This is a genomic window from Desulfobacterium sp. N47, assembly GCF_051233685.1.
In the GTDB taxonomy this organism is placed as follows: Bacteria; Desulfobacterota; Desulfobacteria; order Desulfobacterales; family RPRI01; genus RPRI01.
Map to the genome: position 1 here is coordinate 62,914 of NZ_JBAMMY010000130.1, position 26,043 is coordinate 88,956.

The following is a 26,043-nucleotide window of genomic DNA, read 5'->3' on the forward strand; positions in this document are numbered from 1 at the left end:
GCTGTTCTTTCGCGGCATGGGTTCGAAGAAATTCGGCAACGTGGCAGCCATATCGTGATGCAGAAGCAACTTTCCTGATACCACGATTACCGTACCGGTTCCTAACCACGAAGGATTGCGGATAGGAACATTATAATCCATTATCCGTCAATCCGGCATTTCAAGAAGTGAGTTTGAATCATAATTGCCCAACAAGGCTTTTTCAGCGGATCGCAAAAAGCCGCACCTGCTGAAAAGCAACGTTCTCGGCGGCGCTACGCGGCAAGGTCATTGGCGGCGCGGCTTATGCGGGTCGTTCGATCAACGATCAAAATATCAGGGAGATTAAAATGAAAGCAGAATTTACAGCAATAATAGAGGCCGCTCCTGAGGGTGGCTTCTGGGACATCTGCCCTGAGGTATCTGGTGCCAATGGACAAGGTGAGACAATCGACGAAACCAAGAGTAGTTTGCGTCAGGCTATTGAGTTGATTCTGGAGGATCGGAAGGCTGATGTTCTTAGGGGTTTAATGGATGGAATTGAAATCAACGGATCGTTTATACCGAATTGATGACCTTCAGATCACTGAAATATGTTTTGTATATGCCCATATCCCGTGAAAGGATGCAGTCGGCTTCGACAAGGGCATGGGCACCGATAAGAAAATCAGCCAGAACATGAAGCCGCTTCGTCAGGGCTGCTCTGCATCGGGGACATATCACTTCAAAAGGATGGCCGCATTTGCCGCAGGTTAAACGGTTCTTTACGCTTTTTCTCGCATACTTCGCCCATCTCGAACCAGCCATATAGAGCGATTTTTCATCGGAATAGACAAGGGTAGTCCTTGTATCGGCAAGAAACGATGCAATCTCCTCCTCGGAAGGAAACATGGCTGCCAGTTCAGCGAAAACCACCTCACATATGATAAGCTTTCCCTTGGATAAATGTAGGTCCAGAAGATCTTTGGATGATTCGCCGAAGGGTTCTCCCGGGATCAGGACATCAAGGATGATGTTCGTGTCAAGTGCCGTTATCATGCCCGCGCGCCTCCCGAACTATATCGTCGCTTCGTTGCCCCTTCAGATGCTTCAATTTCCCCACCCATTTGTCGAAAGGGGATTTCGTGACCACTTTGCAGACAACTAACAATCCATCTTTTTCCTCAAAACCAACATCCTCTCCCGGATGGACTCCCAACCTTTCACGGACTTCTTTGGGAATTGTAACCTGTCCTTTGGATGTTACTTTGGCAATAATCATAATACACCTCTTGGTAAGGATTATTTTTCCTTACTTATAGTGTAAGGTAAAAAACCGCCCTTTGTCAATAACTATGCAGAAACCGGGTGTAATTAAAAGTGTTGGTATTGAGCTTCATGGATTGCAGAACATTCGCCGGTTCGATGCTGTTTGCGTTATAACTTTTAATTACACCCATTTTAATGAAACGAGTAGATTTCTAACGTAAATCATGATAAAAAAAATCCGAAGCTAATCTAAAAAGAAACCACCGTTATTGAACAGTTAACCTTCTAAGAAGTAAAAGAGTTAGATACCATGCAAAAACAACTTACTGCAATTATCGAACGTGAGGGCGATAGTTATGTTTCTCTCTGCCCGGAATTCGATATTGCTAGCCAGGGAGATACAATAGAAGAGGCTCGTAAGAATCTTCGGGAGGCACTTGAGCTATTTTTTGAAACAGCCTCGCCCTCAGAAATTCGGACACGCTTTCATGAGGAAGTATATGTGACCCAAGTGGAGGTTGCCATTGGGTAAGCTTCGTATCCTCTCCGGAAAACAGGTCTGCGCTGTTCTTTCGCGGCATGGGTTCGAAGAAATTCGGCAACGTGGCAGCCATATCGTGATGCAGAAGCAACTTCCTGATACCACGATTACCGTACACCGGTTCCTAACCACGAAGAATTGCGGATAGGAACATTACAATCCATTATCCGTCAATCCGGCATTTCAAGAAATGAGTTTGAATCATAATTGCCCAACAAGGCTTTTTCAGCGGATCGCAAAAAGCCGCACCTGCTGAAAAGCAATGTTGGTTGCAAACAAAAGAAGCGTAATTTAGAGATAAATGGACAAGATAAGACAGGAGATTCGATCGAGACTACAAAAACTTGAGCAGGAGGAAGGAGTTTGCATTTTATATGCTTGTGAGTCCGGCAGTAGAGCCTGGGGCTTTCCTTCGGCGGACAGTGATTATGATGTGCGTTTTGTATATATCCATCCCCCCAATTGGTATCTCTCTATTGATGATAAACGAGACATAATTGAACGCAAAATCAGTGAGTTGATAGACATAAGCGGCTGGGACATCCGAAAAACTCTCAAACTCCTACGGAAATCCAATCCTCCTTTGTTGGAATGGCTCAATTCGCCTATCGTCTATCAACATCGGACTGATATTGTAGAAAAGATAAGGCAATTGATGCCGGATTATTATTCACCAAAGTCTTGTCTGTACCATTATCTGCACATGGCTGAGGGTAATTTCAGGGAATATCTGAAAGGTGAAATTGTTTGGGTTAAGAAATATTTTTATGTTTTACGTCCGATATTAGCTTGTAAGTGGATAGAAGCGGGGTATGGTGTTGTGCCTATGGAGTTTGCGCTACTTATCCAACGACAGGTAGCGGATGATGAGTTAAAAGCTTCGATTCACGAATTATTAAGGCGTAAGAGAGAAGGCCAGGAGTTATACAGAGAACCGAGAATACCTATTATCAGTGAGTTCATTGAGGCAGAGTTGGAGAGACTTAGAACTAAGAGTTTTGATGGTAATAATGGCAATCCCGATATAGAAAGGCTGGATAAGGTATTTCGCTGGGCGTTGGAAGAGATATGGTAAAAAAAAATCGCCCAACGTTGCTTTGCTCCTATCTGTGCCATGCCCTAGTTGGCGCTGCCGCAGGCTCTGCCAACCAGGACATTGGCCACCGATGTCACTTGCTTGCATGGCCTTCGGCTGTTTTCGGCAATCTATTTTTATGACATTCGGAAATTTATAATTATGAGTTTCCACAGTTGAGTTAAGTTAAAGATAAGTTCAATTATCATCTCTTTTCCCGGAAATTTATATTATGGAATAAAAGCGTTTCCATAACATAAATTTCCGGGTTATTTTTTTAACAACCATTTTGAGTTAAAAATAATTACTGCCATTTTTACATTTCGAATTTGCTTGTTTTTTCAGCAAGCAGGGTTCTTTATGGCATTAATTAAGCAGGATTTTTTGTTTTTAGTTTGCATCAATCTTACTGAATCACCTTCGAAAAGCATAATTTCCGCTTTGTGTGTAAATCTATCAACAAGGGCTGCTGTGAGTTCAACCGAGCCGAACACTTGCACCCATTTTTCAAAAGACAGGTTGGTAGAGACCGCAATTGAGCCTCTTTCGTATCTGCTTGCAAACACATCGAAAAGCAGCCTGGAGCCGTTTTCTGAAAAGGGAACGAAGCCAAGCTCATCAATGATAAGCAATTTTGGTATCAGCAGGGTGTTCATGAGTTTTCCGAGAGTAAGCGAGTGTTTTGCTTCCTCCAGCGCATTTACCAGTCCGCATGCCGTATAGAAACGGACTGTCTTTCCCTTTCGGCACAACTGTCTGCCAAGTGCGATCAGAGAATGAGTTTTCCCGGTTCCCTGGAGTCCGGCAAAACAGAGGTTTTGTTTTATTTCCAAGAAGTTACCGTCAAAGAGCTTCTCTATACGTCTGAAATCAATTTTAGGGTTAAGAGCCGGATCAATTTCCACCCATTCTTTTTCAACAGGAAATCTGGCCTGCTGCAAACGTCTTTTCATGGACTTGTCTTTGCGGTGTTGCAGTTCAGCCTCAAGCAATTGGATCATCAACAACTCTTTGTCTGTTGTCGTCTGATTCAGCTTTTCATAGGCTGCAACCGCACCTTGCATATTGAGTTCCAAAAGGAGGTTATTTAACATTTTCCACCTCCTTAACCAGATCGGCATAGACGCTCAGATCGAATACGCAATTGAACATATTACCAGCCAATTCGGGATGATGCTTTTCAAACCAGGATTTATTATAAGATGGGCTTGCGTCTGTTTTTAACTGATGCAATATGTTCACCACCGCTGCATATTCCACAGCGCCATATGCCAGAGCCAGCCTGATTGCCGTTATATAATCATCCCGGCTATATTTCCGGCGAAGCAGCAAAATCTGAATAAACTCCAGATTGGCCTGTCTTTTTTCCATCCTGGAATACAAGCGGTTCCACAAAGAGATCAGATCCGATTCAAAGCTATGTTTTAAAACAGCGGCGCAATCCCATAACGCACCCGGTTTTCTGAATAACTGATCCAGATAGTGATCCAAATGAAGCGAGTCTTCCCCTTTTAAATATTTTCTGCTATGAGAGGCTATCAATTGGTTATCATGATAAATATCAATTGTAAAAACACCGGCGGCAATATCCACTGCAGATCCAACAAATCTTTCCGGAACCGAATACCAATGCTTATCAAAAATAACAACCTGATAGGAATTGACCTTGCCGATGTCCCATTTGACCCAGCGTTTCTCAGGCTGCAAAGGCATCATATTTTCTGCTGCCTGATTTAACAGTTCTTTAAGACAAACATCGGTTCGATAATGCCTGCCATTTTCTATTGATTTACGGCATCTATTCTCAAGATCGCTGTTTAACTCCGCCCATGTCTTATACTCAGGTAATCCAGCCAGATAATTTCTGCGGCAATATCCGACAGCATTTTCAACTGCGCCTTTTTCATTGCCTTTCCCTATGTTGCAAAATATACTGTCAAAAAGATAATGTTCCTCAAGTCCCAATGAAAAATTCGTCTGCCGGTGTTCATCGCCCAAAACTTCTTTGATCAGTACCGTATCGTTGTCATACGTAACTGTTGAAAATACGCCATTGAAAAACCGAAATACACGTTCATGAAATTCACCCCAGGCCTCCTGAGATTTTATAGGATACATCTGACAATATCGAATCGCCAACCCGGGCAGACTGCCCACAAAAAGATAGCCTGTTACACGATGACCTCCTATTACACAATCCGCTTCACCGTGATCAATCTGTATGCTCGATCCGGGCACAAAAGAAAGCGGAAGAAAGCTTTGCTGATTATCTGTCTTCCGTCGCTTCCTGATTTCTTTAACTATTGCCCGCATGCTCCGTTCAGTTCCGCTATAAATCCCCTGCCTGCCTAACTCCTTGAAAATAAATGCCGCTGTGTATCGTTGTTTCTTCTTAACATGCAACAAATCCTGTTTATTTAATATGCCTTCAACTGCCATAATTACATCAGCGGTAGCCACTGTCTTCTTCCTGCCAGGCCTTTTTCCCCTGATAACCAATTGTTCTCTTGGTAATTTGATAATATTGTCTATTGTATTCCATGACCTGTTGAACTTTTTGGCAATTTCATTCCGGGTTATCCCATCTGAAAAATATAATTTCCTGATTTTATTTGTCTCATCCATTCTGACCACCTTTCTGTCCTCCATCCTAATTTACTTGGCTTATAAACTATTACCAATATTAGAACGAAAGACCGTTAAACAACTCAAAATGGATTCATAATTTTACATTTCCGGAACTCATAGTTTTACATTGCCATAAACACCTTCGGCCCAGCAAGCTCCGTGCCACGGGTCAACGCCGCGTTCGAGCACTTGGAGCACTTGGAATCAAACCTTGATTTGTGAATATTGGCACTAAATCACTAATCAACGGGTTGACACTATTTCCTCTATTTCCTATTTCTTTTGTAAAACAGTAATATATCTTTCATACTTCTTATTGACAAAGATAATTCTTACAAATATAATTTGGTAGGATTTATTACAAGGAGGTAGAAATGCAATCGACAGTAACCAGTAAAGGGCAGGTCACAATTCCGAAAGAAATTCGCAATATTTTGAATATTCGACCCAACGATAAAGTAGATTTTACTCAGGAAGGAGACCGCGTTGTTCTCGTGCCTTTGAAGACTTTAAAGGATCTTCGAGGAAGTGTTGGCGGTAGCAAAAAAGGCTCGCCGGACGCGGAAAGGCGTATGGCCAAATCTCAAGTCGGTAAAAGAGTGGTTGAGGAAATGGAATGAAAACCTATTTTGTCGATACAAATCTTTTTATACGCTATCTTACCAACGATGATCCGGAAAAAGCAGACCGGGTGGAAAAACTTCTGAATGAAGCAGCAGCCGGGAAGATCAAACTCGTCAGCGCTGAAATGGTAATGGCGGAAGTCGTCTGGGTCCTTGAATCATACTATGGGCTGAAGAACCTTGAGATCGGCAAAATGATAAAAGCCATATTGGCAACGCCCGGTCTTGAAGTGATAAACGGCCCCTTGGTTGAAAGGGCTCTTGAATATTATCTGTCATACGATATTGATTTTATTGACGGATATATAGCTGCGGTAATGAGCCGAAAAAATATCAAGGAAATCTTTTCTTATGATAAGAAGCATCTCTCAAGGATTGAATCTATTCAGAGAAAAGAGCCCTGAGTTCAGGAGAGAACAACTTTTATCAATTAAGCAAATGTACAATTAAGCAAATGTACAATTTAAGCTCCCCATTTTCAGATTTACATCACAACCAGGCTTGTGCCGGCTGCCGTGCCGGTCAGTGCCGCGATTGGCGGTGGAAATAAGGCAAGCATTGTAAGTGCATCAATATGATGATGATGGGAGGAGGAGTTATGAGTATTAAAACAGCAGATATTTTTGAACTGAGCGTTGCCGAGCGGATTCAAATGGTTGAAGACATATGGGACAGCATCGCAGCCGTCCCGGAGACCGTTTTGCTCAGCGAAGATCAAAAACTGGAACTTGATCGCAGGCTGGAAGCATATCATCTAAATCCTGACGCTGGGACTCCTTGGATCGAAGTTAGAGAACGAATCCGCAACTGGTCCGGATCATGAAAAAGCCCCTGATAGTCAGACCAGAAGCAGAAGTCGATCTGGCCGAGGCATACCAGTGGTATGAACAACAAGTTCATGGTTTGGGTGCGCAATTTCTCTTGTGTGTGGATGCTGTGATGGCGTCAATCGAAAGGAATCCTCAGCTTTTTCCGGTTGTCCACAAAGCTGTCATTCGGCGCGCTCTGACGCGACGGTTTCCCTATGGAGTGTTTTTTGTCGAAGGGGAGCGAAGTATCTCCGTTATTAGGGTGGCCCACGCGAAGCGGAACCCGCGAGTTTGGCAAGACAGAGTTTGACAGCAAGCAAACTTGGAAGTAGCTTCAGCCGATAAGGACGGCGGAACTGCGTATTATATTCCTAAAATAAAAATCACAACAGGTTAATCAACTATGTTTAGAGCAGACCAACCAATAAATACCCATAAGGAAGATTTGCTCAGCCGTCATTCATTTGCGAAATCAAAGAGCTGGACCGGCAGATTAAAGAAGTCCGTCGAGCCGCCACTGCCGCACCTACATTGGAAGAAAAGCTGGCGGGACAGAAACAGATTAAAGCACTGGAAGCGCAACGTAATCAGAAACGACGTTCTCTTTTCGATGCCCAGGATGAAGTTGATCGTCAGCGGGATGAGTTGATTGCGATGATTGAAGGGAAGTTGCAGCAGCGAACAGAAACCGTTCAGCTATTTGAGATTCGTTGGAATTTAAGGTAATTTTAATGAAACGAGTAGATTTCTAACGTAAATCATGATAAAAAAAATCCGAAGCTAATCTAAAAAGAAACCACCGTTATTGAACAGTTAACCTTCTGAGAAGTAAAAATGGATATTGAACAAGAGCCAGTTTCAAAACGCCCCATTTTGGCCAATCTCTGCGTTGGGCTCAAATTTTAATCCTCGAAATACTCAATGTATTCCTGTGGTTAAAATTTTCGCCCGCCTTGACCTTGACCAAACTGAAACGTTTTGAAAGTGGCTCACAAGTTTGATAATATAATTACACCAATTATATTTGTCATTATAACTTAAATTTGGATATCGTCAGTTTTGGAATTTTTCGGTATTGAGAGGAAACTATTTAATATATTGTTATTATTAAACTAAAATTGGAATGTCATAAATGTTAACATACACGTCATGGGTGGACGAGAAAATAAAAATAGCACGGGCTATCGGCAGCGGATGTTGCGGTGGTGGCTATGATGAGGGCGCATTGATTCTATGCGCATCAATAAGCGCTATGGCTGCACTATCATGGCCAGGAGATCGTATAGACAAGAAGCGTTTTGTCGAAATTCTTGCACAAGTTGTGGCCGGCACTGCAAATCCAAATCCTTTAAAAATCAGCACACCATTGTTATGCCAAGAAGATCAGTATTTTAAAAGCATATTACTTCCCTCAAATATATCATTCTATCAAACGGAAGAGATTGACAAAGATTATTCAGAACTAATCGATTGCTTAAGCCTGAAAGGAATTGCAATCGATAATGCACAACAGAAAACAATAAAGAAATACTCATACGGATTTCTTTTATACAATCAAGTTAGGTGTGGATTTGCTCATGAATACATGATTGGACAAAATGCAACCTCCTTTGATGCACTGAGGAATATAGGTAAGGTTAACGCCAATGCGGTATCATACACAAACAGCATTGACATCAATAACTCAACGAGAAAGAGAATCCATTTTCCGATCTCTTGGATTAGTCAACTAGCAAAAAATGTTGCCCAATGGTTGGATGAGCAACGCCTGAAACAGGGCATGCAAATATTTGAAAAACTAAACATAGCTCAACCATCCAACTGGTGGATGCCGTAGATTGGTAGAAAATACTCTATATGTATGACCGGATTCTTGTTGGAAATCTGGCTTATTCAAGTTAAGGCGGTTATAATATTGGTACATAAAATCGTTTAACAAGGCGCTCGAATGGTTATCACGGGTTACATGTGACGCTTCGCGTCCCCCGCAACCCGCGCCACCGATCAGTGCCGCTTCGTTACAAGTCGAAGAACAGCATTTCAAACAAATACTGAAAAGGGTGATTAGCGATGACTGGAGATACAAGCCAGAAGACAGAATCAATAGAACAACTTGTTGCAAGCATAGATAACGGGGATGTTGTTTTGCCGGAGTTCCAGCGGGATTTTGTCTGGGAAGAAACAAAAACTTATGATCTTTTTGATTCCATAATCAGAGACATCTTTATCGGCTCCCTTATATTCGGGATACCTTCATTCGAATTGACTGTACGTGAGTTGGATATAAGACCTCGCAAAGGTCCCGGTAGCCGCAAAAACTTACATATAATTCCTTTTACAAAGGCAGATATTAATCAGCGTGTTAAAACTGGTCAATTCCGACTTTTACTGGATGGACAGCAACGAGCCACTTCTCTCTATCGTGCAGTTAACGGGGTTGACAATGTCTGGATAATTGTTCGAACAAATGATGATTTGCAGCCGAAAACAAGAAATAAGATACCGGCTGATCGTTCGCTAGAGGAAATTCTGTTTGAAGTTGCCGGGAAAGAATCGGCTGAGCGAATGTCCATTCGGATTAGCGATGTTTATAAAATGTTAAAGGGCAAAATCGTTCGAGAGAAGGATAAGGCCACTCTATTTGCTGAAACCGATTACTGCAAATCCCAGGGTATTAAAGACGTACAAGCTTGCGATTTATTTGAAGCATACCTGACATACACTACCCAGTTACAGAACTTATTTAGAGCGGAAAAACTACTCTCATATTACTTGCTGGATACAGATGAGGAAAAGTTCTCGTTATTCTTCGAACGTAGCAATAGCAAAGGCATTCAACTTAATTTCATCGATATTTTAGCGGCGAAGCTGTATTCAGGCTTTAATCTTCGTGCCAAAGTTGATGAATTTAAGGATGAAAACTCAGGTTATAAGCTTGAACGAAATGAAATTGTTCGTGCGGTCGCATTTGTGGCAAGTGACGGCAAAGATATTAGTCGTCAGTACATACTATCGACGTTAAATCATGTTCACTTCAATGAATACTGGGATAAGCTGTGTACCCTATATCGGAAGTGCCTTGACTATTTGTACGGCAATCACTTTCTTATATCCCAAGAGTGGCTTCCTTACAATAGTATCCTCATTCCTTTAGTCATTTTTTTGCGTGAAATTCCGCACAATGATTTTTCGCAGATCGATCAGCTACAATCAAATTTTCTCAAATTCTGGTACTGGTCGGTTATCTTCTCTCAACGGTATTCGAGTTCTTCACAAGAAATCATTTTGACGGATGCTAAAATACTGCGATTAGTTGCGCAAAGGGATTACGGCTTTGATCCAAAATATTTACGTTGTTTTCAGTATGCGATAACAAACTATGAGGATTTTTTCTCAGTTTCAAAGAAAAACAACGCTATCTACCGCGGTGTGCTGAATCTCATAAATTATTACGCAAAGGGAATTCGAGACTGGAAAAATAACGATAGAGTTTCCTTCAACAGTCAGAATTTGGATGATCATCATGTATTCCCGGTTAAATTTCTGCGTACCCAATTACCGGACATAGAATATAGCCGAATCGACTGCGTGCTCAATAGGACTCTTGTGCCAAAGATAACAAATATAAAGATTGGTGGGAGAAAACCCAGCAATTACTTGCAACAATTGTTAGGAGACAATAAGGACTTGCGAAGTGCTCTTGAGGCACACCTAATTCCTCCTGAGTTACTCGACGGCGATTACGATGACTGCTACGAAATCTTCATAGATGATCGTGGGAAAAAAGTGATGGCGATAATTAATGATGAAATTCTTTCTCTACGTTCTGAGTTAGAGCATAAGATGTTTGGCATAGAAGATCAAACAAAGCATACAGCGTCGTGAAAAGATAACTTCAAATAAAATGCGTTGAATGGACTGAACAGACATAGAACCCAACTGTTGGTTGCAGAAAATTTTCGCTGCCTCATAACTTCGCATGAGAGACTTATATGAACAAGAAACAAAAACTGGAACTCACCTGGATTGGAAAAGAGAATCGGCCTAAGCTGGAGCCGCGCATTCTGCTGGAAGACCCGGAAAAGTCCTATCATGCAAAGCACAGGGTAACAGATAAGGATATCTTCGACAACCGGCTGATATTTGGGGACAACCTGCTGGCGTTGAAGGCGCTGGAGTGGGAGTTTGCGGGGAAGGTTAAATGCGTATATATCGATCCGCCATACAACACAGGCAGTGCTTTTGAACACTACGATGACGGTATTGAACACTCCGTTTGGTTGAGCCTGATGCGCGACAGGTTAGAGATCATCCAGCGGTTGCTTTCCGATGACGGTTCCATGTGGATTACAATTGATGACAACGAAGCGCATTATTTGAAGGTTTTGTGTGATGAGGTGTTTGGACGGGGGAATTTTGTGGCAACCATGGTTTGGGAAAAGCGCACATCACGTGAAAACCGCCGCGTCTTCTCTTTCAATCACGATTTTGTGCTGGTTTATGCCAAACAGAAACAAAAATTCGAACTAACAAGAAATCCGCTTAGCTTAAATCAAGAGATTCTTGGCCGTTATAAAAATCCTGACAATGATCCTCGCGGGCCTTGGCAATCAGTGTCTGCCAATGCACAGGCAGGACACGCAACGCCCTCGCAGTTTTACAAACTAAGGCTTCCATCAGGGCGTGAGATAGATCCGCCGAAAGGAAGGTGTTGGCTCTACACGAAAGATCGAATAGAGCAGGAAATTGCGGCAGGTAACATTTGGTTTGGTGCTAATGGAGACAATACACCTCGTGTAAAAAAATTCTTAAGCAACAATCAAGACAAGGGGCTCACCCCGGAAACTATTTGGCCAGCAAGTGAAGTAGGCACGAATGATGATGCGAAAAAGGGGTTGCTTCAACTACTTCCCCATGTGCAAGTATTTGATAACCCTAAGCCGGAGGGTTTTCTTGAGCGACTCATCCACATCGCAACAAACCCCGGTGACCTTGTCCTCGACTCCTTCGCCGGTTCCGGCACCACTGGCGCGGTGGCCCACAAAATGGGTCGGCGCTGGATTATGGTGGAGTTGGGTGAGCATTGCCATACTCATATTATTCCGCGACTAAAGAAGGTTATTGATGGTGAAGATTCCGGCGGTATCACTAAGGCGGTGAACTGGAAAAGTGGTGGCGGCTTCCGCTATTATCGCCTCGCGCCGTCGTTGCTGGAAAAAGACAAGTGGGATAACTGGGTCATCAACAAAACCTATAACGCCGCCATGCTGGCTGAGGCTCTGTGTAAGTTGGAGGGGTTTACCTATGCGCCCAGCGATTCGATTTACTGGCAGCATGGCTATTCCACGGAGCAGGATTTCATCTACATGACCACGGCAAACCTGAACCACGACCAGCTCCAGCAACTCTCCGATGAGGTGGGGCCTGAACGCACCCTGCTTGTGCTCTGTACTGCTTTTCGCGCCAAAGCAGATCAATATCCAAACCTGACTGTGAAAAAGATTCCCAAAGCTGTTCTCACCCGCTGTGAATGGGGCCATGACGACTACAGCCTAAGGGTGGAAAACCTGCCTAAAGCGCCTGCTCCCAAGGGTCAGATGGAGCTATTCGATGAGGAGGCTGACTGATGGATGTCGTTCTTTACAAGACCGACGATGGCAAAGCGCAGCTTGAGGTAAAGCTGGATCGCGAAACGGTCTGGCTCACCCAGAATCAGATGGCAAATCTGTTTGATAAGGACACGGATACAATCGGTCTGCATATTCGCAATATATATAAGGAAGGTGAGTTGTCCCGCAAGGGAACTACCGAGGAATCCTCGGTAGTTCAAAACCATTGTTAAAGTAATTGTGAGTCTGATCAACCGTGCCAACATATAATCCGGAGTATTTGAATGAATCGACATGTTAATGCCATTTCTGGCCGTCTGAGTCTGCGCCCGCCTCAGCGTCTATCACTGGGAATTCTCGATAGAATTACTGAAATCGCTCCGCCCGGCAAGGGAGCTGATACGGCTATGCAGCTTGCAGCGATCCAAAGCGAGTTTCCATCGGTGATTGATTTCGAGCGCGAATTTCCTTCCCTGTGCTTTGCCCTGGCCACCGGTGTGGGCAAAACGCGTCTGATGGGCGCTTTTATCAGCTACCTGTATCTTGCCCACGGCATTAGCAACTATTTTGTATTGGCGCCCAACCTGACTATTTATAACAAGTTGATAGCTGATTTTACCCCCAACACTCCCAAATATATATTCAAGGGTATTGCAGAGTTTGCCGTCCATCCTCCTACGATTATTACCGGGGATACATATGAAAGCGGTATCGGCGTGCGTGAGGCGTGGCGCACACAATATTCAATATTCCCCAAGTTAGAAGGCGTTCATATCAATATTTTCAACATCTCAAAGATCAACTCCGAAGTGCGCGGAGGCAAATCGCCTCGCATCAAACGACTGTCCGAATACATCGGCGAGAGTTATTTCGACTACCTTGCCGGACTGCCGGATCTTGTGCTTCTCATGGACGAATCCCACCGCTACCGGGCCAGTGCAGGAGTGAGGGCTATCAACGAACTCAAACCCATTTTAGGTCTGGAGCTTACCGCAACTCCATTTATAGAAACTAATCGCGGAGCAGTGCCGTTTAAAAATGTGATTTATGATTATCCTCTGGGAAAGGCCATGGCCGATGGTTTTGTAAAAGAGCCTGCCGTAGTGACACGTAAAAATTTCAAGCCAGCCGGTATGTCAGCCGAGGCAATTGAGCGCATGAAGCTGGAAGATGGCATGCGCCTCCACGAAAGCGTTAAAGTGGAACTGGAGACTTACGCCAGAGAAAGCGGAAATCCTATTGTAAAGCCGTTTCTGCTTGTAATTGCCAGGGATACCACCCATGCCGCCCGGTTATTGCAGTTGATCCAATCTGATAATTTTTTTGGAGGTTGCTACAAAGACAAGGTAATTCAGGTGGATTCCAGCCGGACCGGAAAAGATGAAGAGGAAATGATAGAACGATTGCTCAAGGTGGAACAAACTGATGAACCCACTGAAATCGTAATCCATGTCAATATGCTGAAGGAAGGCTGGGATGTTACCAACCTATACACTATCGTACCGCTGCGGGCGGCCAATGCGCGTATTCTTATAGAACAGTCCATAGGCCGCGGCCTGCGCCTTCCGTATGGCAGACGCACAGGAGTAATGGCTGTGGATCGTCTGAACATAGTGGCCCACGATAAATTCCAGGAAATTATTGATGAAGCCAACAGGCCGGATTCCACTATCCGCTTGCAGGCAGTTGTACTGGATGATGAAGATCTTAGCCAAAAGACAGCTTCCCTGGTTTCACGGCCAATACTTTTGGAAAAGTTGGGAATGAAACCGGAGAAGATGACAAGCAACACACGGTTGGCAGGACAGGATGAACCCAGGGTATTTGCCAAACCCGAAGAGCAGCAGGTGGCGCAAATAGCCTGGGAGGTTATCCGCAAACTGGAAAATCAGCCCCAAAAGCTTCCCTCTGTGACGCATTTGCAGAAACCGGAAATTCAGGCAGCTATTGTCAAGGCTGTGGAAGAGCTACAGCCGTCTGCCGAGCAGATGACGCTGGATGGTTTTACGGAAAAACCGGATGTTGCCGCTGTGGTAGCTAAAACTATTGAGATTATTACACAGCAGACTATTGATATCCCACGCATCCAGGTAGTACCTAAAGGGGATGTAAAAACAGGATTCAAGCCTTTTACCCTGGACTTAAAGGCTCTGAATTATCCTGCGATTTCCGACGAGCTATGGATTCAGCATTTGCGCACCAGTCAGTTAGAAGTATTAGCGTTAGGGCGAGGCGGAATTGAGGAAGCGCGGTTGGAAGATTACGTGGTCAGCGGTCTGATGGATTTTGATGATATTTCATACGACGACCATGCCGATCTGCTCTATGATCTCGCCGGTCAGACAGTACGGCATTTTAAATCTTACTTATCCGAAGAAGATATTCACAAAGTGCTGCGCTGCTACCAACGGGATATCGCCCGGTTCATCCACTCGCAGATGCAGGATCACTACTGGGAGGAGACAGTCGATTACGAGGTAATAGTCAGCAAAGGCTTCACTGAATTGAAGGAAAGCGCCTATTCTTATTTAGTAGCAGAACCTCCCTCCGATTATCGCATATCCCCTGATGACAAAAGCAATATGGCCCGATATATGTTCGGGGGATTCAAACATTGCCTTTACCCTGTACAAAAATTCGGCTCGGAAGCTGAACGTAAACTTGCCATGATACTTGAACGGGACGCGATAAAATGGTTTAAGCCCGCTAAAGATCAGTTTCAAATCTTTTACCGGCAAGGCGCTGAGTATCATGAATATCAGCCGGATTTTGTAGCTGAAACCATGGATATGATTTTCATGCTTGAGCCCAAGGCCAGCAACCAGATGGATGACCCTATTGTACTTGCCAAGAAAGAAGCTGCCGTTAAATGGTGCGCCAATGCTTCGGGTCACGCGCAAACTTACAATGGTAAGCTCTGGCGATATGTTTTAATCCCTCACAATGAAATTGCAACAAACATGACGCTGGATGCTTTGGCGGCCAGATTTGGTGAATGAAATCATAATGTACCGATTTATATACCCAGTTGAGATACTTTCTGTATATCACAACTGTACTCAAACCTTTGATAAGAAGAATGTTTTGCAGCACGGATATCATAAGTGGGTTTGTGATACCGCCTGTCCAGAATTCCGTCCGGAGCTTATCTACCTGATTTCGTAATTCACCTGTTATCATATGTTGTGATGGTCTCGTAAAAAGTCCGAAAACCCCCGTTTCGTCATGCCGGACACGATCAGGTATCCAACAATTTCAATAGGGTCTGGATACCGGCTTTCGCCGGAATGACGGTTTGGGGACTTTTTACGAGTCCATCTTCATTAAATCCGTACAAATAATCCATGCTGTATTTCAAGCTTGAAGTGACGAATGCGGATTTTGATCCAAACTATTTTATTGACGATATCTATAATAACTTATATTAAAAAAAGCTTTTATTATAATGTAAATCTGCTTGACAGAATATTTAAAATATTTACTGTGATGAATCGGAACAAAATGTTATCATTGTATATTTCACAGATTAACAGAGGTTGGCATATTCGGGAGACAAATCCGTTATATGAAAGAATATACTGAAAAAACGGCTCTTGTTGTAGGCGGCAGCAGAGGAATAGGGCGTGCAATTGCTCTTCGTCTGGCGCGCTCGGGTTTTGATATCCGGTTAACTTATCAGAGCAATCATGAAGCAGCCTATAAGGTAAAGTCTGAGATAGAAGAGATTGGCAAGAAATGTGAAATTATGGCGTTTGATATCTCAGACAATGATGCAACAAGAGCTGCTCTTGAAAAAATATCGGATGAGCATCCTCCCCATGTAGTTGTATTTAACTCGGGAATTGCAAAAGATAATCTGATGGTCTGGATGACAAAAGAAGAATGGAATTCCGTAATTTCGGTAAATCTCAATGGATTTTATAATGTTATAAATACGGTGCTGTTTCCAATGCTGCGGGAAAAGCGGGGACGTATTGTTGTCGTATCATCAACTTCAGGACAGATCGGACAGGCAGGCCAGGTTAATTACTCGGCTTCAAAAGCAGGACTAATAGGAGCTGTTAAAGCGCTTGCAAGAGAAATCGGGAGAAAAAATATTTTTGTCAATGCTGTGGCTCCGGGACTTATTTTAACCGATATGGTTGAATCTCTGGATAAGAAAAAATTTTTGCCCCTTATTCCCATTAACAGGTTCGGAAATCCGGAAGATGTGGCATCTGTTGTGAATTTTTTATGTACGGAAGAAAATATGTATATACACGGCCAGGTTATAGGTATTAATGGCGGACTCGCGATATAAAGATTTTATGAGTCAATAACGGAAAAATATTTAATGAAAAAATATGACGATATTGTTGTTGGAAGCGGAATAAGCGGGATGACCCTTGCCCTTTTGCTTGGGATGAACGGCCACCGGGTATTGCTTCTTGAAAAAAACAAAAATATCGGCGGTTCAATGGCCAGGTTTTACAAACAGGGAATACCGCTTGATACGGGCTTTCACTTTACGGGAGGATTTTATAAAAACGGAATCCTTGCTGACATGCTTACTGTCCTTGGAATAAGCGATCAGATTCAGCCTATATTCATACGGGAATCCGAAAACAAGGTAATATTTGAAGAAGACAACTCATCTTATGATTTTCCCTTCGGTTATGTTGAAACAAAAGCAAAAATGTTAGAATATTTTCCCAACGAAAAAAAAGCCATTGATCAATATTTTGACATGGTCTCAGATGTTTGCAACAAAACGGTATCACTTGATTTGCGCAATATTTCACTTTCCCATCACTGGATCGATGAAGATTATGTCAGCCTTGACGAAGTATTAAATAAGCTTACGGATAACAGCAGGCTTAAAGGCCTACTTTCAAAATACAGCATGTGCTATGGAGTGAAACCTTCGGAAATATCTTTTGCCAATCACAGCAGGGTGAGTTTCGGGCTTTATGAATCTGTAGCAAGGGTAAAAGATGGCGGAGATGCTTTTATCAGGGCTTTTAAAAAGCAGCTTGCCGGTTTTGATATTGATATCCGGACTGAAAGCTTCATTACAGAATGTGCAGATATAAACAGCAATATTGTTGGGAGATTTGTATTAAACACCGGGGAAGAGGTTCTTGCAGATCGTTGTGTTTTTACAATACATCCAAAGGCAATCTTAGATGTTCTGCCCGCAAAATATCTTACGAAAGCATTTGTAAACAGGGTGAGCGCCTTTGAGCCGTCTGTCGGTTTTTTTGCTCTTTTCGGAATAGTCCGAAATTATATTCCTAAAGATGAAGACTTGGAACCTACCATATTATCGCTTTTTCCCAACACTGATATGAACCGGGCTATGGATCCCTCTTATACCGGCAAACCCGCTCTTGTTATCTTAAAAAATCAGGATCTGGTAAACTGGGAAAAGCATATGGTTATTACTGCTCTTGAGGTTTCTTTTTTGGAGCATGTCAGCCAATGGATAGATTCCGAACCTGGCAAACGTCCTGAATCATATCAGAAATACAAGAAAGAGCGCATTGAAAATATAATGAAAAGAATCTTTGCGGCTTACCCCGAATATAAAGATTCTTTTAAATTGATAGATGCTGCATCGATGCTGACTTTTAAGGGGTATCTTAATTCTCCCGATGGTTCTGCATACGGAATAAAACAGAAAATCGGGCAGTTTAATCTTTTCGGAAAGCTTCCGATAAGAAACGTATACGCGGCAGGGCAAAGCGCGGTGCTTCCCGGAATTGTCGGAGCCATGCTTTCGTCGTTTATAACAGGACGTGTTGTTGTTGGGAAAGATTTGTATATTGATTTTATTAAAAAGAGGCTTGGAAGTTGAAAAGAGTTGTTATTACCGGTGCAGGAGCTGTTTCCCCTCTTGGCGCTGATGTGCCAGCCATGATCTGTGGTATTGAGGCAGGAAAAAGCGCTGTCAGGTATATGGATGGATGGGATCAGTATATAGGTTTGCGAAGCCTTGTGGGAGCGCCTGCCAAGATTGTAAATGAAAAGGCTATTGCGCGTTCAAGCAGAAGATCCATGGGAAGAATGAGCATATTTTCGGTACAGGCTGCTGAGCAGGCTATCCTGGATTCGGGCATAGATCGCGGATTGCTTGCATCGGGACGCTTAGGATGCATCATTGGCTCTACCATGGGAAGTGCGAAAAGCATTAATGATACTTTTGAAATTATGATTCCTCATAAAGATCTGACAAGGCTTTCCTCCATGAAGTTCTTTCAGTGTATATCCCATACTGCTGTGATGAATACAGCCCAGCATCTGGGTATTACAGGCTATGTTCTTGCAACATCGGCTGCATGCGCTTCGGGACTTCAGGCTATTGGTGCCGGTTATGATCTTATAAGACTTGGAAAGCAGGATGCGGTGCTTTGCGGCGGAGCCGAAGATCTTCACCCGACCGTCACCGGTTCTTTTGATATACTTTTTGCTACATCAGCAGGTTACAATAATGAACCTGAAAAAACACCCCGCCCCTTTGATGCAAAAAGAGACGGTCTGGTTTGCGGGGAAGGAAGCGGCATTCTTCTTATTGAAGAATATGAACATGCATTAAAGCGAAATGCCAAAATTTATGCTGAAATTATCGGCTATCATACATGCGGAAGCGGAGTTCATGTAAGCCAGTCCAACAAGGATTCGATGGTGGCGTGTTTCCGGCAGGCTCTGGCTGATGCAAATATACAGGCAAACCAGGTAGATTATATTAATGCTCATGCCACAGCAACCATACATGGAGACAAGGAGGAAGCCGAAGCCATAAAGGAGGTATTCGGAGATCAGGTACCTGTAAGCAGCCTTAAAGGATATATGGGCCACACTTTGGGAGCATCCGGATCTATTGAGTTGATAGCATCCCTTATAATGATGCAAAAAGGATATATATATCCTACTTTGAATCTTGAATCGGTTAGTCCTGAATGCGAAGGTATTTTTCATGTAACTGAAAAATTAACAAAAAAAATTAATATAATAGTTAAAAACTGCTTTGCTTTTGGTGGGATCAATGCCTCGATAGTATGTAAAAAAATTGTATAATGTTATAAAACAGGATATCAGATGACTGAACAAGAGATAATACAACTGACAAATCAGGTTTTCGAAGAATCGTTTGAAATAGAAAAGGAATTATTGAAACCGGAAACTAATATATTTGAGGATTTGGGACTTGACAGCCTGGATGTGGTAGATCTTGTTGTGGCTTTGCAGGAGAAGTTCGGCGTAAAGATTCGAAACGACGAGAGAATAAAGACTATACGATCGCTTGGGGATATATATAATTTTATCTTTAAACTAAAAGAAGAGCATAAATAATATAACATATTTATTCAACAGATAAATATGAATATATAATCTTTGCGATTTATTGCAGCCTTACGGATTTGCTCCTGCAATATAAAAATATCCTTTGTTCGATTGATTCCATAAACTCTTTCTTCTGTCCGGTCTTGATAAGCAACTTAACTGATAATGAAAGATTTTTTCAAACTATTTATATTTAATTTAATATTTTATTCATTCTTTATTACTTTTTCAGCTTTTGGGATTCCTTTTCTTGCTCTTATTATAGCTTTTCAGGCGCCTTTTATATCCCACCGGAAAGCAATGAAAAAATTTCGAAGGGCGATTGCGTGGTATGGTATTGGTGTTTGCAGGATACTCCCTTTTCCTTTCGTGCGGATATCTTATAAGGACTATGAGACATCAATTAATCATCCGGGACCTTTTATTTTTATCTGTAATCACAGATCCGCTTCGGATCCCTTTCTGATGGCTTATCTCCCTTATGATGAAGTTATACAGGCTGTAAATATCTGGCCCTTTAAAATTCCGGTACTTGGTTTTGCGGCAAAGTGTGCCGGATATCTGAGTGTAAGGGAAATGGCGTTTGAAGATTTTGTTAAAAAAACTATCGGGCATTTAAACGATGGTATTTCAATTGCCGCTTTTCCTGAAGGAACCCGTTCCGCAGATGGCTCTGTGGGGCAGTTTCATAGTTCAATTTTCAGAGTGGCTCTTAAATCGGGATACCCGATTGTGCCTATATGCATTACCGGAAATGAGAATATTCCTGCGAGAGGAACGCTTCTTCTTAAGCCCGGAGTTATTAAAATACATAAGCTTCATTCTATAACATATGATAAATATAAGGACTTTAGCCCTTATAAGTTAAAGAACCAAATTCGCTCGATAATGATTGATCATATTAAAATAATGGAAAGTAAAAGAGATGCCTGAGTCTTGCAGTCAAATATTCGGTTCTGAATTTTTCTATGATAAATATCATGATAAATATATGGATCAGCACAGATCAGATAGTCTTTATGCTCTTGAAATACATACAGGTGATCCTGTTGATTTCGGGTTTTCAACCGCTTTTATTAATCCTGAAAATTTGCCTGAAAACAAACTTTCAGATGAAGAAATCTGCGATATAATTAAACAGGCAAAAGCTCTTGGCGTACAAAAGATTGTTTTTTCAGGAAGTGAGGCTGCATATTTTGCTGATATGCAAAAAATTCTGTTGTTTGCAAAAAGTCTATATATTGAGACAACTATCCTGAATAAAGAATATTCTTGTAATGCTTATTCAGAAAAAAATAATCCGGTGTTTTGCATGCGCCATGGATTTTCCTGTGTCATTACATCGTATGGTTATGTTTTGCCCTGTCCCGGACTTCAAATTCCTTTGGGAAACATTCGCTTTCAGAAGATATCCGACATTATAAAAGACAGTGAAATTTACAGCGATTTGAGAAACTATAAAAATAAGATTAAAGGGCCATGCGGCATATGTGAAAAAGCCGGGATTTGTTATGGATGCCGCGGCAGATCATATCTTGTTACAGGAGACTATCTTGCTTCGGATCCAATATGTGAAAGAAATGAAAAACACAGAAAAGATATAATTTCTCTTCCGCTGCCGCTTGACGGAATAATACCGCAGATGCCTCCTATGAAACTTATTGATACAATAGAAATATTAGGAGAACGCAGTGCCGGATGTTCGGTATTGATCAGGGAAGGGGTGCCTTTTGCGGAAAAAGACGGCAGCATCGATAATGTTGCTTACCTTGAAATGATGGCTCAAGCTATTGCAGCACTTAATGGTTTCAGGAATATGGAAACATCGGACACTGCTCCTGAAGGATATCTTCTGGGCGCAAAAAAACTCATAATAAAATCAAAAGCAAGAATCGGAGAAAAGCTTTCCGTCTTTGTTTTTAAATATGCCAAGTTTGGTGGTTTCGGCATAGTAAAAGGAATTGTAAAAAGAGATAACGAAGTGCTTGCTTTAGGAGAGATTAAGATCTGGCACAATAATGATCAGGAATCGGGGGCCGGTGATCAATGAATGAACAGGAATCAGGAATCGGGGGATGGGGAACAGGGAAAGGAAAAATAATGATTAAGTTATCACAAATATTTACCGTCTTGCTGATTATCCTGATGTCTATATCTGCAATTGCGCAGGAACCTGCTGCCGGGGCTAATAACAAGATCGGTTTAGACACGGTTTTAAGCAGGCTTGAAAAAAAGATGTCAGGGATAAAAACCTTAAAAACCGGTTTTATTCAGGAAAAAGAGCTGGCTGTGTTTAACAATAAGATTGTATTAAAGGGAACGGTTTATATCGAAAAGCCATATCGTCTGGCCTGGCTTGTGGATAAGCCTTTGAAATATAGCATGGTTATGTCGGAAGATACAATCAGCCAGTGGGATGAAGATACAAACAAGGTTCAGAAGATTTCTCTGTCAAAAAATCCGGCTTTTGAAGCTGTAATCGGTCAGATGCGGGAATGGTTTTCAGGCACATATACCCAGCTTATGAAAGAATATAATGTTCTGCTGCTTAGTGATAAACCGGTATCTCTTAAGTTTGTTCCCAAACCTGCAAGCTTTGCAGCTAATGTCATTAAAAGTGTAACGGTTGATTTCAGAAAAGATGAACAATATATTAACAAAATATTTATCGAAGAAAAAAGCGGAGATACAACCTCTCTGCTGTTTGTGGACACGCATTTAAATATTCCGATTGATCCTGCTGTATGGAGACTTGCTCCAATTGTCAGATAACTTATCTATAAAATCCGAAAAGAATAACAAAATGAAAAAATTGCTTACCATCTGCATTTTTTTCATTGTTATTGCAATTTCCGTGGCCGGTATGTTTTTTGTTTCCTTTGACAACAATATGGAGATGATGCTTCCTGAAAACGGTGAAATTACAAGAAGCATGAGATTTTTGCGGGAATCGGATTTTTCGGACAAGATAATACTTTCAGTAAAGCTCAATGACTCTGTCCATTCCGAAATTGATCTTATTAAAGAAGTTGACCAGCTTTCATCAACATTAAAACCACCTTTTATCACAGATGTATTTTGCAGTGTTTCAGAAAACGAATCAGCAAAAGATATGTTTGCTTTTTTAAAATATTTACCCCAGTTGACCGGTAAAGGCGCTTTGGAAAATATAGATTCATTAATAAATACTGAGGGAATAAAATCGGTACTGCAAAAAAATTACAGGCAGATCCTTTCTCCTTCCGGCATGTTTACGACACCGCTTATAAGAACCGATCCTCTTGGCTTAAAAACCGGTTTGCTTGGCAAACTGCAAAAATTTTCTTCTTCCACAGGTTATGAGGTTGTGATAAAAAACGGCCACTTTCTGAGCCGGGACGGAAAACATGCCTTGATGATACTCAAAACTTCCGTGCCCGTAAGCGATGGTTTCGGCTCGCGTAATCTTATAGCATATCTTGATAAAAAACTTGAATCCCTCCCGCCTTATATTAGTGTGGATATGATTTCCGCCCATCTTCATACTTTAAGCAATGAGGATGTTATAAAAAACGATATAAAGCTCACAACGATTATTGCTTCAATTGCTTTTTTTCTCGTATTTTTGTTTTTTTTCCGTGACATAAAGGCAATTCTGGTTTTTATGATTCCTCTTGCTTCAATTGCTGTTGCTATTAGCCTGTCTTCCGTTTTTTTAGATAAACTCTCATATTTTATAATTGGCATGGGAGCAACTATAGCAGGAATTTCAATTGATTACGGAATACATGTATATACAGCCATAAGATGCTGCAGTAATAAGGCCGATGCAGTTAAACAGGTTGCAAAACCGATTATAGCAGGATCTTTAACAACAATAGGTATTTTTGCGGCATTTTTCTTTTCTGATGTTTCAGGATACAGGCAGCTTGCACTTTTTTCCATCATCAGTATTATTTTTTCGCTTCTTTGCTCACTATATTTTTTGCCGGTTTTTATTGAAAGAAAAAATGAGTATAAGATAAACGGCCTTTTTGAAAGCTTTTCAATTTTTCCAAAATCTGTTTCTGAAACTGCACAGGATAAAGTATGGATTTTCTTTTGGACAATTTTGATGATTACAGCGCTTTTTTTCTCATCCAAAACTGTATTTGACAGCGATATAAAACAATTTGACGGAAGCAATTCTCAGATATTTAAAGCGGAAGAGTCGTTTCAGAAAGCATGGGGAAGAAAAGAAAATCCTGCCATATTAGTCGTTTCGCAAAAAAATCTTGAAGAAGCGCTCCGGGAAAATGAACTTATATACAATGAGGCGGTTAAAAAACTGGGAAATGAAAATATTTCAGGTTTTGCGTCATTATGGCCTTCGGAAAAAACAAGATCGGACAATGCCCTTAGATGGAATAATTTCTGGACTAAAGAAAAAGTGTCGAAATTAAGAAAGCTGCTTTCTAAGGAAGGTAAGGCTTATAATTTTGCAGAGAATGCTTTTGAACCTTTTTTTGAGCACCTTTATGAAGGCACTGATGTTTCAGTTGATGTAAACAAGAATGAATTTTTAAAAAGGATTAAAGAAAGGTTTGTGTTAAAAAATGAAAAAGGCTGGCAGGTTATAACTTTTTTTCCGGATGAAGAATCCTATATTACAGAGTTTGCCAGAATAAGCAAAGCCCATCCCGAAACATTTTTGGTATCCCGGAAAAGCATATCAAAAGCTCTTTCAAAAGCAATTTCACATGAAATTATATATCTTTCGGTAATTGCAGCACTGTTGCTTCCTGTATTAACCATGATATTGCTTAAAGATATCAGGCTTACCGTTGTTGCGCTTGTACCCGTTTTCATCAGTGTGGCGGCAGCATTAGGAATTCTTCCGGTTACAGGTCTGGCTCTTAATGCTCCCGGTATACTTGCTATCATGATTCTTGTAGGCCTTTGCAGTGACTATGGGATATTCATGGTTTATAAATGCCGTTATGGATATAATACAGGCACTGTAACAGCGGTTTTTCTAGCAGCCTTAACAACATTAATAGGAACAGGCGTCCTTCTTTTTGCAAAACATCCCCTGTTATTTTCAATCGGTGTAACACTTTTTACCGGACTGTTGGCTGGATTTCTATCATCTGTTATTGCCGTTCCATCCATTTACAGGCTTTGGATTAAAGACAATAAAGGATATTATTAAATGTTAAAATATTTTGCTATTACAGGAATTATTCTTTTATGCCTTAACGGCTGTTCCGCTATTCCGTTTAAGAAAGCTATTCCTGTTTCAGTGGAAAATGCTGATCCTGAAAGTGTAAAAGAGCAATTTGCACTGAAAATAGCTGATAAGTTCCGGATAATAAATACGATTGTTTTTGAATATAAGGGTCAAGCCTTTTCATTTATAGGATATTCTGATGTTGATACCAAAGAAAAAATATTTACTGTAGCAGGCATAAACCCTGTAGGAGTCAAACTCTTTGAACTTACCGGAGAAAAGGATAAAACAGTTTTAAAATTTGCAATCGGGGATTTTACAAAAAAAGGAAATTTTACAGAAGCTGTTGGAGGTGATATAAGAAAAATCTTTTTTGACCGTCTGCCTGAAACCGGAGCAAAGGTGTATAAGAATAAAAATGAAATAGTTTTTACTCAAAATGAAGGTGATGCAATTATTGAGTATGTTTTTGCAGGACAAGACAATCTCCTTGTTGAAAAACGCTGCCTGGTTGATAATAAAAGTATCTGGAGCGTCAACTATTATGAATACACCGTTAAAAACGGTAAATTACATCCTTTGGGAATAATACTGAAAAATTATAAATATGGTTATAGATTAATACTGAGATTAAAAGAGGTCAGATCGTGAGCATACTGATGCAACAGATTAACGAATCTATGCAAGACCTTATGGAAAGTGAAGAAGGTATTAAAGCAAGATTTATATTTTTTCCTGAATTTGCAGGTTTTAAAGGCCATTTTCCGGACAAACCGATTTTGCCCGGAGTATGTAAAATTCAGGCGGTAATTGCAATGCTTGAAAATTTTTATGGAAATAAAATATACTTAACACAGATTTTGCTGGCAAAGTTTATTGCTCCCGTATCTGCCAATCAGGAAATCATTATTATCTGTACAAAACCGGGTCAAATATCAAACGAAATAAAAGTAAAGGCATCAGTAACAAGTGGTGATAAAAAGATTGCCGAAATGCAATTAAAGCTGATGGTAATTTGAC

General features: G+C 41.4%; 29 protein-coding genes and 1 pseudogene. 26 read left to right on the forward strand and 4 right to left on the reverse strand.

The features are described 5' to 3' along the window. Positions 1 to 21 precede the first annotated feature (21 nt). Positions 22 to 78: pseudogene (locus VXK47_RS08255) on the forward strand (hypothetical protein); the annotation flags it as partial. A gap of 251 nt (positions 79 to 329) precedes the next feature. After that, a complete protein-coding gene (locus tag VXK47_RS08260) occupies positions 330 to 551 on the forward strand; it encodes a type II toxin-antitoxin system HicB family antitoxin (RefSeq protein WP_435548299.1) in 222 nt (73 codons plus the stop codon). Here VXK47_RS08260 and VXK47_RS08265 read toward each other — a convergent pair. Continuing rightward, the gene (locus VXK47_RS08265) at positions 538 to 1,017 is read right to left on the reverse strand and encodes a type II toxin-antitoxin system VapC family toxin (RefSeq protein ID WP_435548300.1); all 480 of its coding nucleotides are present in this window, start codon (positions 1,015 to 1,017) and stop codon (positions 538 to 540) included. The genes VXK47_RS08260 and VXK47_RS08265 overlap by 14 nt on opposite strands. Next, on the reverse strand, positions 1,001 to 1,240 hold the full coding sequence (locus VXK47_RS08270; protein ID WP_435548301.1) for an AbrB/MazE/SpoVT family DNA-binding domain-containing protein: 240 nt from the start codon (positions 1,238 to 1,240) through the stop codon (positions 1,001 to 1,003). The genes VXK47_RS08265 and VXK47_RS08270 overlap by 17 nt, the downstream gene beginning before the upstream one ends. Positions 1,241 to 1,537: 297 nt before the next feature. On the opposite strand from VXK47_RS08270, the gene VXK47_RS08275 reads away from it, so the two are divergent. The 4 genes from VXK47_RS08275 to VXK47_RS08290 all read left to right on the forward strand — a co-directional run bounded on the left by VXK47_RS08275 (position 1,538) and on the right by VXK47_RS08290 (position 2,843). After that, positions 1,538 to 1,759: a type II toxin-antitoxin system HicB family antitoxin gene (locus VXK47_RS08275; protein WP_435548302.1), complete on the forward strand. Its 222-nt coding sequence runs from the start codon at positions 1,538 to 1,540 to the stop codon at positions 1,757 to 1,759. Further along, positions 1,752 to 1,916, forward strand: coding sequence for a type II toxin-antitoxin system HicA family toxin (locus VXK47_RS08280; protein WP_435548303.1), 165 nt, complete (start codon positions 1,752 to 1,754; stop codon positions 1,914 to 1,916). Before VXK47_RS08275 ends, VXK47_RS08280 begins: the two co-directional genes overlap by 8 nt. Then, positions 1,907 to 1,975, forward strand: coding sequence for a hypothetical protein (locus VXK47_RS08285; protein WP_435548372.1), 69 nt, complete (start codon positions 1,907 to 1,909; stop codon positions 1,973 to 1,975). The genes VXK47_RS08280 and VXK47_RS08285 overlap by 10 nt, the downstream gene beginning before the upstream one ends. A 94-nt stretch (positions 1,976 to 2,069) precedes the next feature. Next, on the forward strand, positions 2,070 to 2,843 hold the full coding sequence (locus VXK47_RS08290) for a nucleotidyltransferase domain-containing protein (protein WP_435548304.1): 774 nt from the start codon (positions 2,070 to 2,072) through the stop codon (positions 2,841 to 2,843). A gap of 341 nt (positions 2,844 to 3,184) precedes the next feature. Here the strand turns inward: VXK47_RS08290 and istB are convergent, their stop codons facing one another. Then, entirely contained in the window at positions 3,185 to 3,937 is a 753-nt protein-coding gene (gene istB, locus VXK47_RS08295) for an IS21-like element helper ATPase IstB (protein WP_435548305.1), read from the reverse strand. Then, positions 3,927 to 5,468 carry an IS21 family transposase gene (istA, locus tag VXK47_RS08300; RefSeq protein ID WP_435548306.1) on the reverse strand — a complete coding sequence of 514 codons (1,542 nt, stop codon included), beginning with the start codon at positions 5,466 to 5,468 and terminating at the stop codon, positions 3,927 to 3,929. The genes istB and istA overlap by 11 nt, the downstream gene beginning before the upstream one ends. Before the next feature lie 377 nt (positions 5,469 to 5,845). On the opposite strand from istA, the gene VXK47_RS08305 reads away from it, so the two are divergent. The 20 genes from VXK47_RS08305 (at position 5,846) to VXK47_RS08400 (ending at position 26,042) form a co-directional block, all read left to right on the forward strand. After that, positions 5,846 to 6,091 carry an AbrB/MazE/SpoVT family DNA-binding domain-containing protein gene (locus VXK47_RS08305; protein ID WP_435548307.1) on the forward strand — a complete coding sequence of 82 codons (246 nt, stop codon included), beginning with the start codon at positions 5,846 to 5,848 and terminating at the stop codon, positions 6,089 to 6,091. Further along, entirely contained in the window at positions 6,088 to 6,498 is a 411-nt protein-coding gene (locus VXK47_RS08310) for a PIN domain-containing protein (RefSeq protein ID WP_435548308.1), read from the forward strand. The genes VXK47_RS08305 and VXK47_RS08310 overlap by 4 nt, the downstream gene beginning before the upstream one ends. A gap of 194 nt (positions 6,499 to 6,692) precedes the next feature. Then, positions 6,693 to 6,917 carry an addiction module protein gene (locus VXK47_RS08315; protein ID WP_435548309.1) on the forward strand — a complete coding sequence of 75 codons (225 nt, stop codon included), beginning with the start codon at positions 6,693 to 6,695 and terminating at the stop codon, positions 6,915 to 6,917. Beyond that, positions 6,914 to 7,213 (forward strand): type II toxin-antitoxin system RelE/ParE family toxin, encoded by a 300-nt coding sequence (locus VXK47_RS08320; protein WP_435548310.1) that lies wholly within the window; start codon positions 6,914 to 6,916, stop codon positions 7,211 to 7,213. Before VXK47_RS08315 ends, VXK47_RS08320 begins: the two co-directional genes overlap by 4 nt. A gap of 221 nt (positions 7,214 to 7,434) precedes the next feature. After that, the gene (locus tag VXK47_RS08325; protein WP_435548311.1) at positions 7,435 to 7,629 is read left to right on the forward strand and encodes a hypothetical protein; all 195 of its coding nucleotides are present in this window, start codon (positions 7,435 to 7,437) and stop codon (positions 7,627 to 7,629) included. A gap of 406 nt (positions 7,630 to 8,035) precedes the next feature. After that, a complete protein-coding gene (locus VXK47_RS08330; RefSeq protein ID WP_435548312.1) occupies positions 8,036 to 8,740 on the forward strand; it encodes a hypothetical protein in 705 nt (234 codons plus the stop codon). 233 nt (positions 8,741 to 8,973) lie between these two features. Continuing rightward, on the forward strand, positions 8,974 to 10,788 hold the full coding sequence (locus VXK47_RS08335; protein ID WP_435548313.1) for a GmrSD restriction endonuclease domain-containing protein: 1,815 nt from the start codon (positions 8,974 to 8,976) through the stop codon (positions 10,786 to 10,788). Between the two features lie 107 nt (positions 10,789 to 10,895). Beyond that, a complete protein-coding gene (locus VXK47_RS08340; RefSeq protein WP_435548314.1) occupies positions 10,896 to 12,530 on the forward strand; it encodes a site-specific DNA-methyltransferase in 1,635 nt (544 codons plus the stop codon). Further along, a complete protein-coding gene (locus VXK47_RS08345) occupies positions 12,530 to 12,745 on the forward strand; it encodes a DNA-binding protein (RefSeq protein WP_435548315.1) in 216 nt (71 codons plus the stop codon). The genes VXK47_RS08340 and VXK47_RS08345 overlap by 1 nt, the downstream gene beginning before the upstream one ends. 51 nt (positions 12,746 to 12,796) lie before the next feature. After that, positions 12,797 to 15,511, forward strand: coding sequence for a DEAD/DEAH box helicase (locus VXK47_RS08350; RefSeq protein WP_435548316.1), 2,715 nt, complete (start codon positions 12,797 to 12,799; stop codon positions 15,509 to 15,511). Positions 15,512 to 16,077: 566 nt separating this feature from the next. After that, the gene (gene fabG, locus VXK47_RS08355; RefSeq protein ID WP_435548317.1) at positions 16,078 to 16,812 is read left to right on the forward strand and encodes a 3-oxoacyl-ACP reductase FabG; all 735 of its coding nucleotides are present in this window, start codon (positions 16,078 to 16,080) and stop codon (positions 16,810 to 16,812) included. A 33-nt stretch (positions 16,813 to 16,845) separates the two neighbouring features. Continuing rightward, positions 16,846 to 18,348, forward strand: a complete 1,503-nt coding sequence (locus VXK47_RS08360) for a phytoene desaturase family protein (RefSeq protein WP_435548318.1) — start codon at positions 16,846 to 16,848, stop codon at positions 18,346 to 18,348. Continuing rightward, positions 18,345 to 19,568 carry a beta-ketoacyl-[acyl-carrier-protein] synthase family protein gene (locus tag VXK47_RS08365; protein WP_435548319.1) on the forward strand — a complete coding sequence of 408 codons (1,224 nt, stop codon included), beginning with the start codon at positions 18,345 to 18,347 and terminating at the stop codon, positions 19,566 to 19,568. Before VXK47_RS08360 ends, VXK47_RS08365 begins: the two co-directional genes overlap by 4 nt. 21 nt (positions 19,569 to 19,589) lie before the next feature. Continuing rightward, positions 19,590 to 19,844 (forward strand): acyl carrier protein, encoded by a 255-nt coding sequence (locus tag VXK47_RS08370; protein WP_435548320.1) that lies wholly within the window; start codon positions 19,590 to 19,592, stop codon positions 19,842 to 19,844. A 291-nt stretch (positions 19,845 to 20,135) separates the two neighbouring features. Then, positions 20,136 to 20,768 (forward strand): lysophospholipid acyltransferase family protein, encoded by a 633-nt coding sequence (locus VXK47_RS08375; protein WP_435548321.1) that lies wholly within the window; start codon positions 20,136 to 20,138, stop codon positions 20,766 to 20,768. Between the two features lie 58 nt (positions 20,769 to 20,826). Then, positions 20,827 to 21,885 (forward strand): SPASM domain-containing protein, encoded by a 1,059-nt coding sequence (locus tag VXK47_RS08380; RefSeq protein WP_435548322.1) that lies wholly within the window; start codon positions 20,827 to 20,829, stop codon positions 21,883 to 21,885. Further along, positions 21,882 to 22,607 (forward strand): LolA family protein, encoded by a 726-nt coding sequence (locus tag VXK47_RS08385; RefSeq protein WP_435548323.1) that lies wholly within the window; start codon positions 21,882 to 21,884, stop codon positions 22,605 to 22,607. Before VXK47_RS08380 ends, VXK47_RS08385 begins: the two co-directional genes overlap by 4 nt. Next, positions 22,597 to 25,005: an MMPL family transporter gene (locus tag VXK47_RS08390; RefSeq protein WP_435548324.1), complete on the forward strand. Its 2,409-nt coding sequence runs from the start codon at positions 22,597 to 22,599 to the stop codon at positions 25,003 to 25,005. Before VXK47_RS08385 ends, VXK47_RS08390 begins: the two co-directional genes overlap by 11 nt. Next, positions 25,006 to 25,674 (forward strand): hypothetical protein, encoded by a 669-nt coding sequence (locus VXK47_RS08395; RefSeq protein ID WP_435548325.1) that lies wholly within the window; start codon positions 25,006 to 25,008, stop codon positions 25,672 to 25,674. Continuing rightward, the gene (locus VXK47_RS08400; protein WP_435548326.1) at positions 25,671 to 26,042 is read left to right on the forward strand and encodes a hypothetical protein; all 372 of its coding nucleotides are present in this window, start codon (positions 25,671 to 25,673) and stop codon (positions 26,040 to 26,042) included. Before VXK47_RS08395 ends, VXK47_RS08400 begins: the two co-directional genes overlap by 4 nt. Position 26,043: the final 1 nt, after the last annotated feature.

Excerpts from the sequence above, each read along its gene's own strand:
- istA (WP_435548306.1), bottom strand. The coding sequence starts at position 5,468 with ATGGATGAGACAAATAAAATCAGGAAATTATATTTTTCAGATGGGATA.
- VXK47_RS08335 (WP_435548313.1), top strand. The coding sequence starts at position 8,974 with ATGACTGGAGATACAAGCCAGAAGACAGAATCAATAGAACAACTTGTT.
- VXK47_RS08340 (WP_435548314.1), top strand. The coding sequence starts at position 10,896 with ATGAACAAGAAACAAAAACTGGAACTCACCTGGATTGGAAAAGAGAAT.
- VXK47_RS08350 (WP_435548316.1), top strand. The coding sequence starts at position 12,797 with ATGAATCGACATGTTAATGCCATTTCTGGCCGTCTGAGTCTGCGCCCG.
- VXK47_RS08330 (WP_435548312.1), top strand. The coding sequence starts at position 8,036 with ATGTTAACATACACGTCATGGGTGGACGAGAAAATAAAAATAGCACGG.
- VXK47_RS08290 (WP_435548304.1), top strand. The coding sequence starts at position 2,070 with ATGGACAAGATAAGACAGGAGATTCGATCGAGACTACAAAAACTTGAG.
- VXK47_RS08360 (WP_435548318.1), top strand. The coding sequence starts at position 16,846 with ATGAAAAAATATGACGATATTGTTGTTGGAAGCGGAATAAGCGGGATG.
- VXK47_RS08395 (WP_435548325.1), top strand. The coding sequence starts at position 25,006 with ATGTTAAAATATTTTGCTATTACAGGAATTATTCTTTTATGCCTTAAC.
- VXK47_RS08270 (WP_435548301.1), bottom strand. The coding sequence starts at position 1,240 with ATGATTATTGCCAAAGTAACATCCAAAGGACAGGTTACAATTCCCAAA.
- fabG (WP_435548317.1), top strand. The coding sequence starts at position 16,078 with ATGAAAGAATATACTGAAAAAACGGCTCTTGTTGTAGGCGGCAGCAGA.
- VXK47_RS08315 (WP_435548309.1), top strand. The coding sequence starts at position 6,693 with ATGAGTATTAAAACAGCAGATATTTTTGAACTGAGCGTTGCCGAGCGG.
- VXK47_RS08265 (WP_435548300.1), bottom strand. The coding sequence starts at position 1,017 with ATGATAACGGCACTTGACACGAACATCATCCTTGATGTCCTGATCCCG.
- VXK47_RS08310 (WP_435548308.1), top strand. The coding sequence starts at position 6,088 with ATGAAAACCTATTTTGTCGATACAAATCTTTTTATACGCTATCTTACC.
- VXK47_RS08380 (WP_435548322.1), top strand. The coding sequence starts at position 20,827 with ATGGATCAGCACAGATCAGATAGTCTTTATGCTCTTGAAATACATACA.
- VXK47_RS08375 (WP_435548321.1), top strand. The coding sequence starts at position 20,136 with ATGAAAAAATTTCGAAGGGCGATTGCGTGGTATGGTATTGGTGTTTGC.
- VXK47_RS08385 (WP_435548323.1), top strand. The coding sequence starts at position 21,882 with ATGAATGAACAGGAATCAGGAATCGGGGGATGGGGAACAGGGAAAGGA.
- VXK47_RS08260 (WP_435548299.1), top strand. The coding sequence starts at position 330 with ATGAAAGCAGAATTTACAGCAATAATAGAGGCCGCTCCTGAGGGTGGC.
- VXK47_RS08320 (WP_435548310.1), top strand. The coding sequence starts at position 6,914 with ATGAAAAAGCCCCTGATAGTCAGACCAGAAGCAGAAGTCGATCTGGCC.
- VXK47_RS08305 (WP_435548307.1), top strand. The coding sequence starts at position 5,846 with ATGCAATCGACAGTAACCAGTAAAGGGCAGGTCACAATTCCGAAAGAA.
- VXK47_RS08275 (WP_435548302.1), top strand. The coding sequence starts at position 1,538 with ATGCAAAAACAACTTACTGCAATTATCGAACGTGAGGGCGATAGTTAT.
- VXK47_RS08370 (WP_435548320.1), top strand. The coding sequence starts at position 19,590 with ATGACTGAACAAGAGATAATACAACTGACAAATCAGGTTTTCGAAGAA.
- VXK47_RS08345 (WP_435548315.1), top strand. The coding sequence starts at position 12,530 with ATGGATGTCGTTCTTTACAAGACCGACGATGGCAAAGCGCAGCTTGAG.
- istB (WP_435548305.1), bottom strand. The coding sequence starts at position 3,937 with ATGTTAAATAACCTCCTTTTGGAACTCAATATGCAAGGTGCGGTTGCA.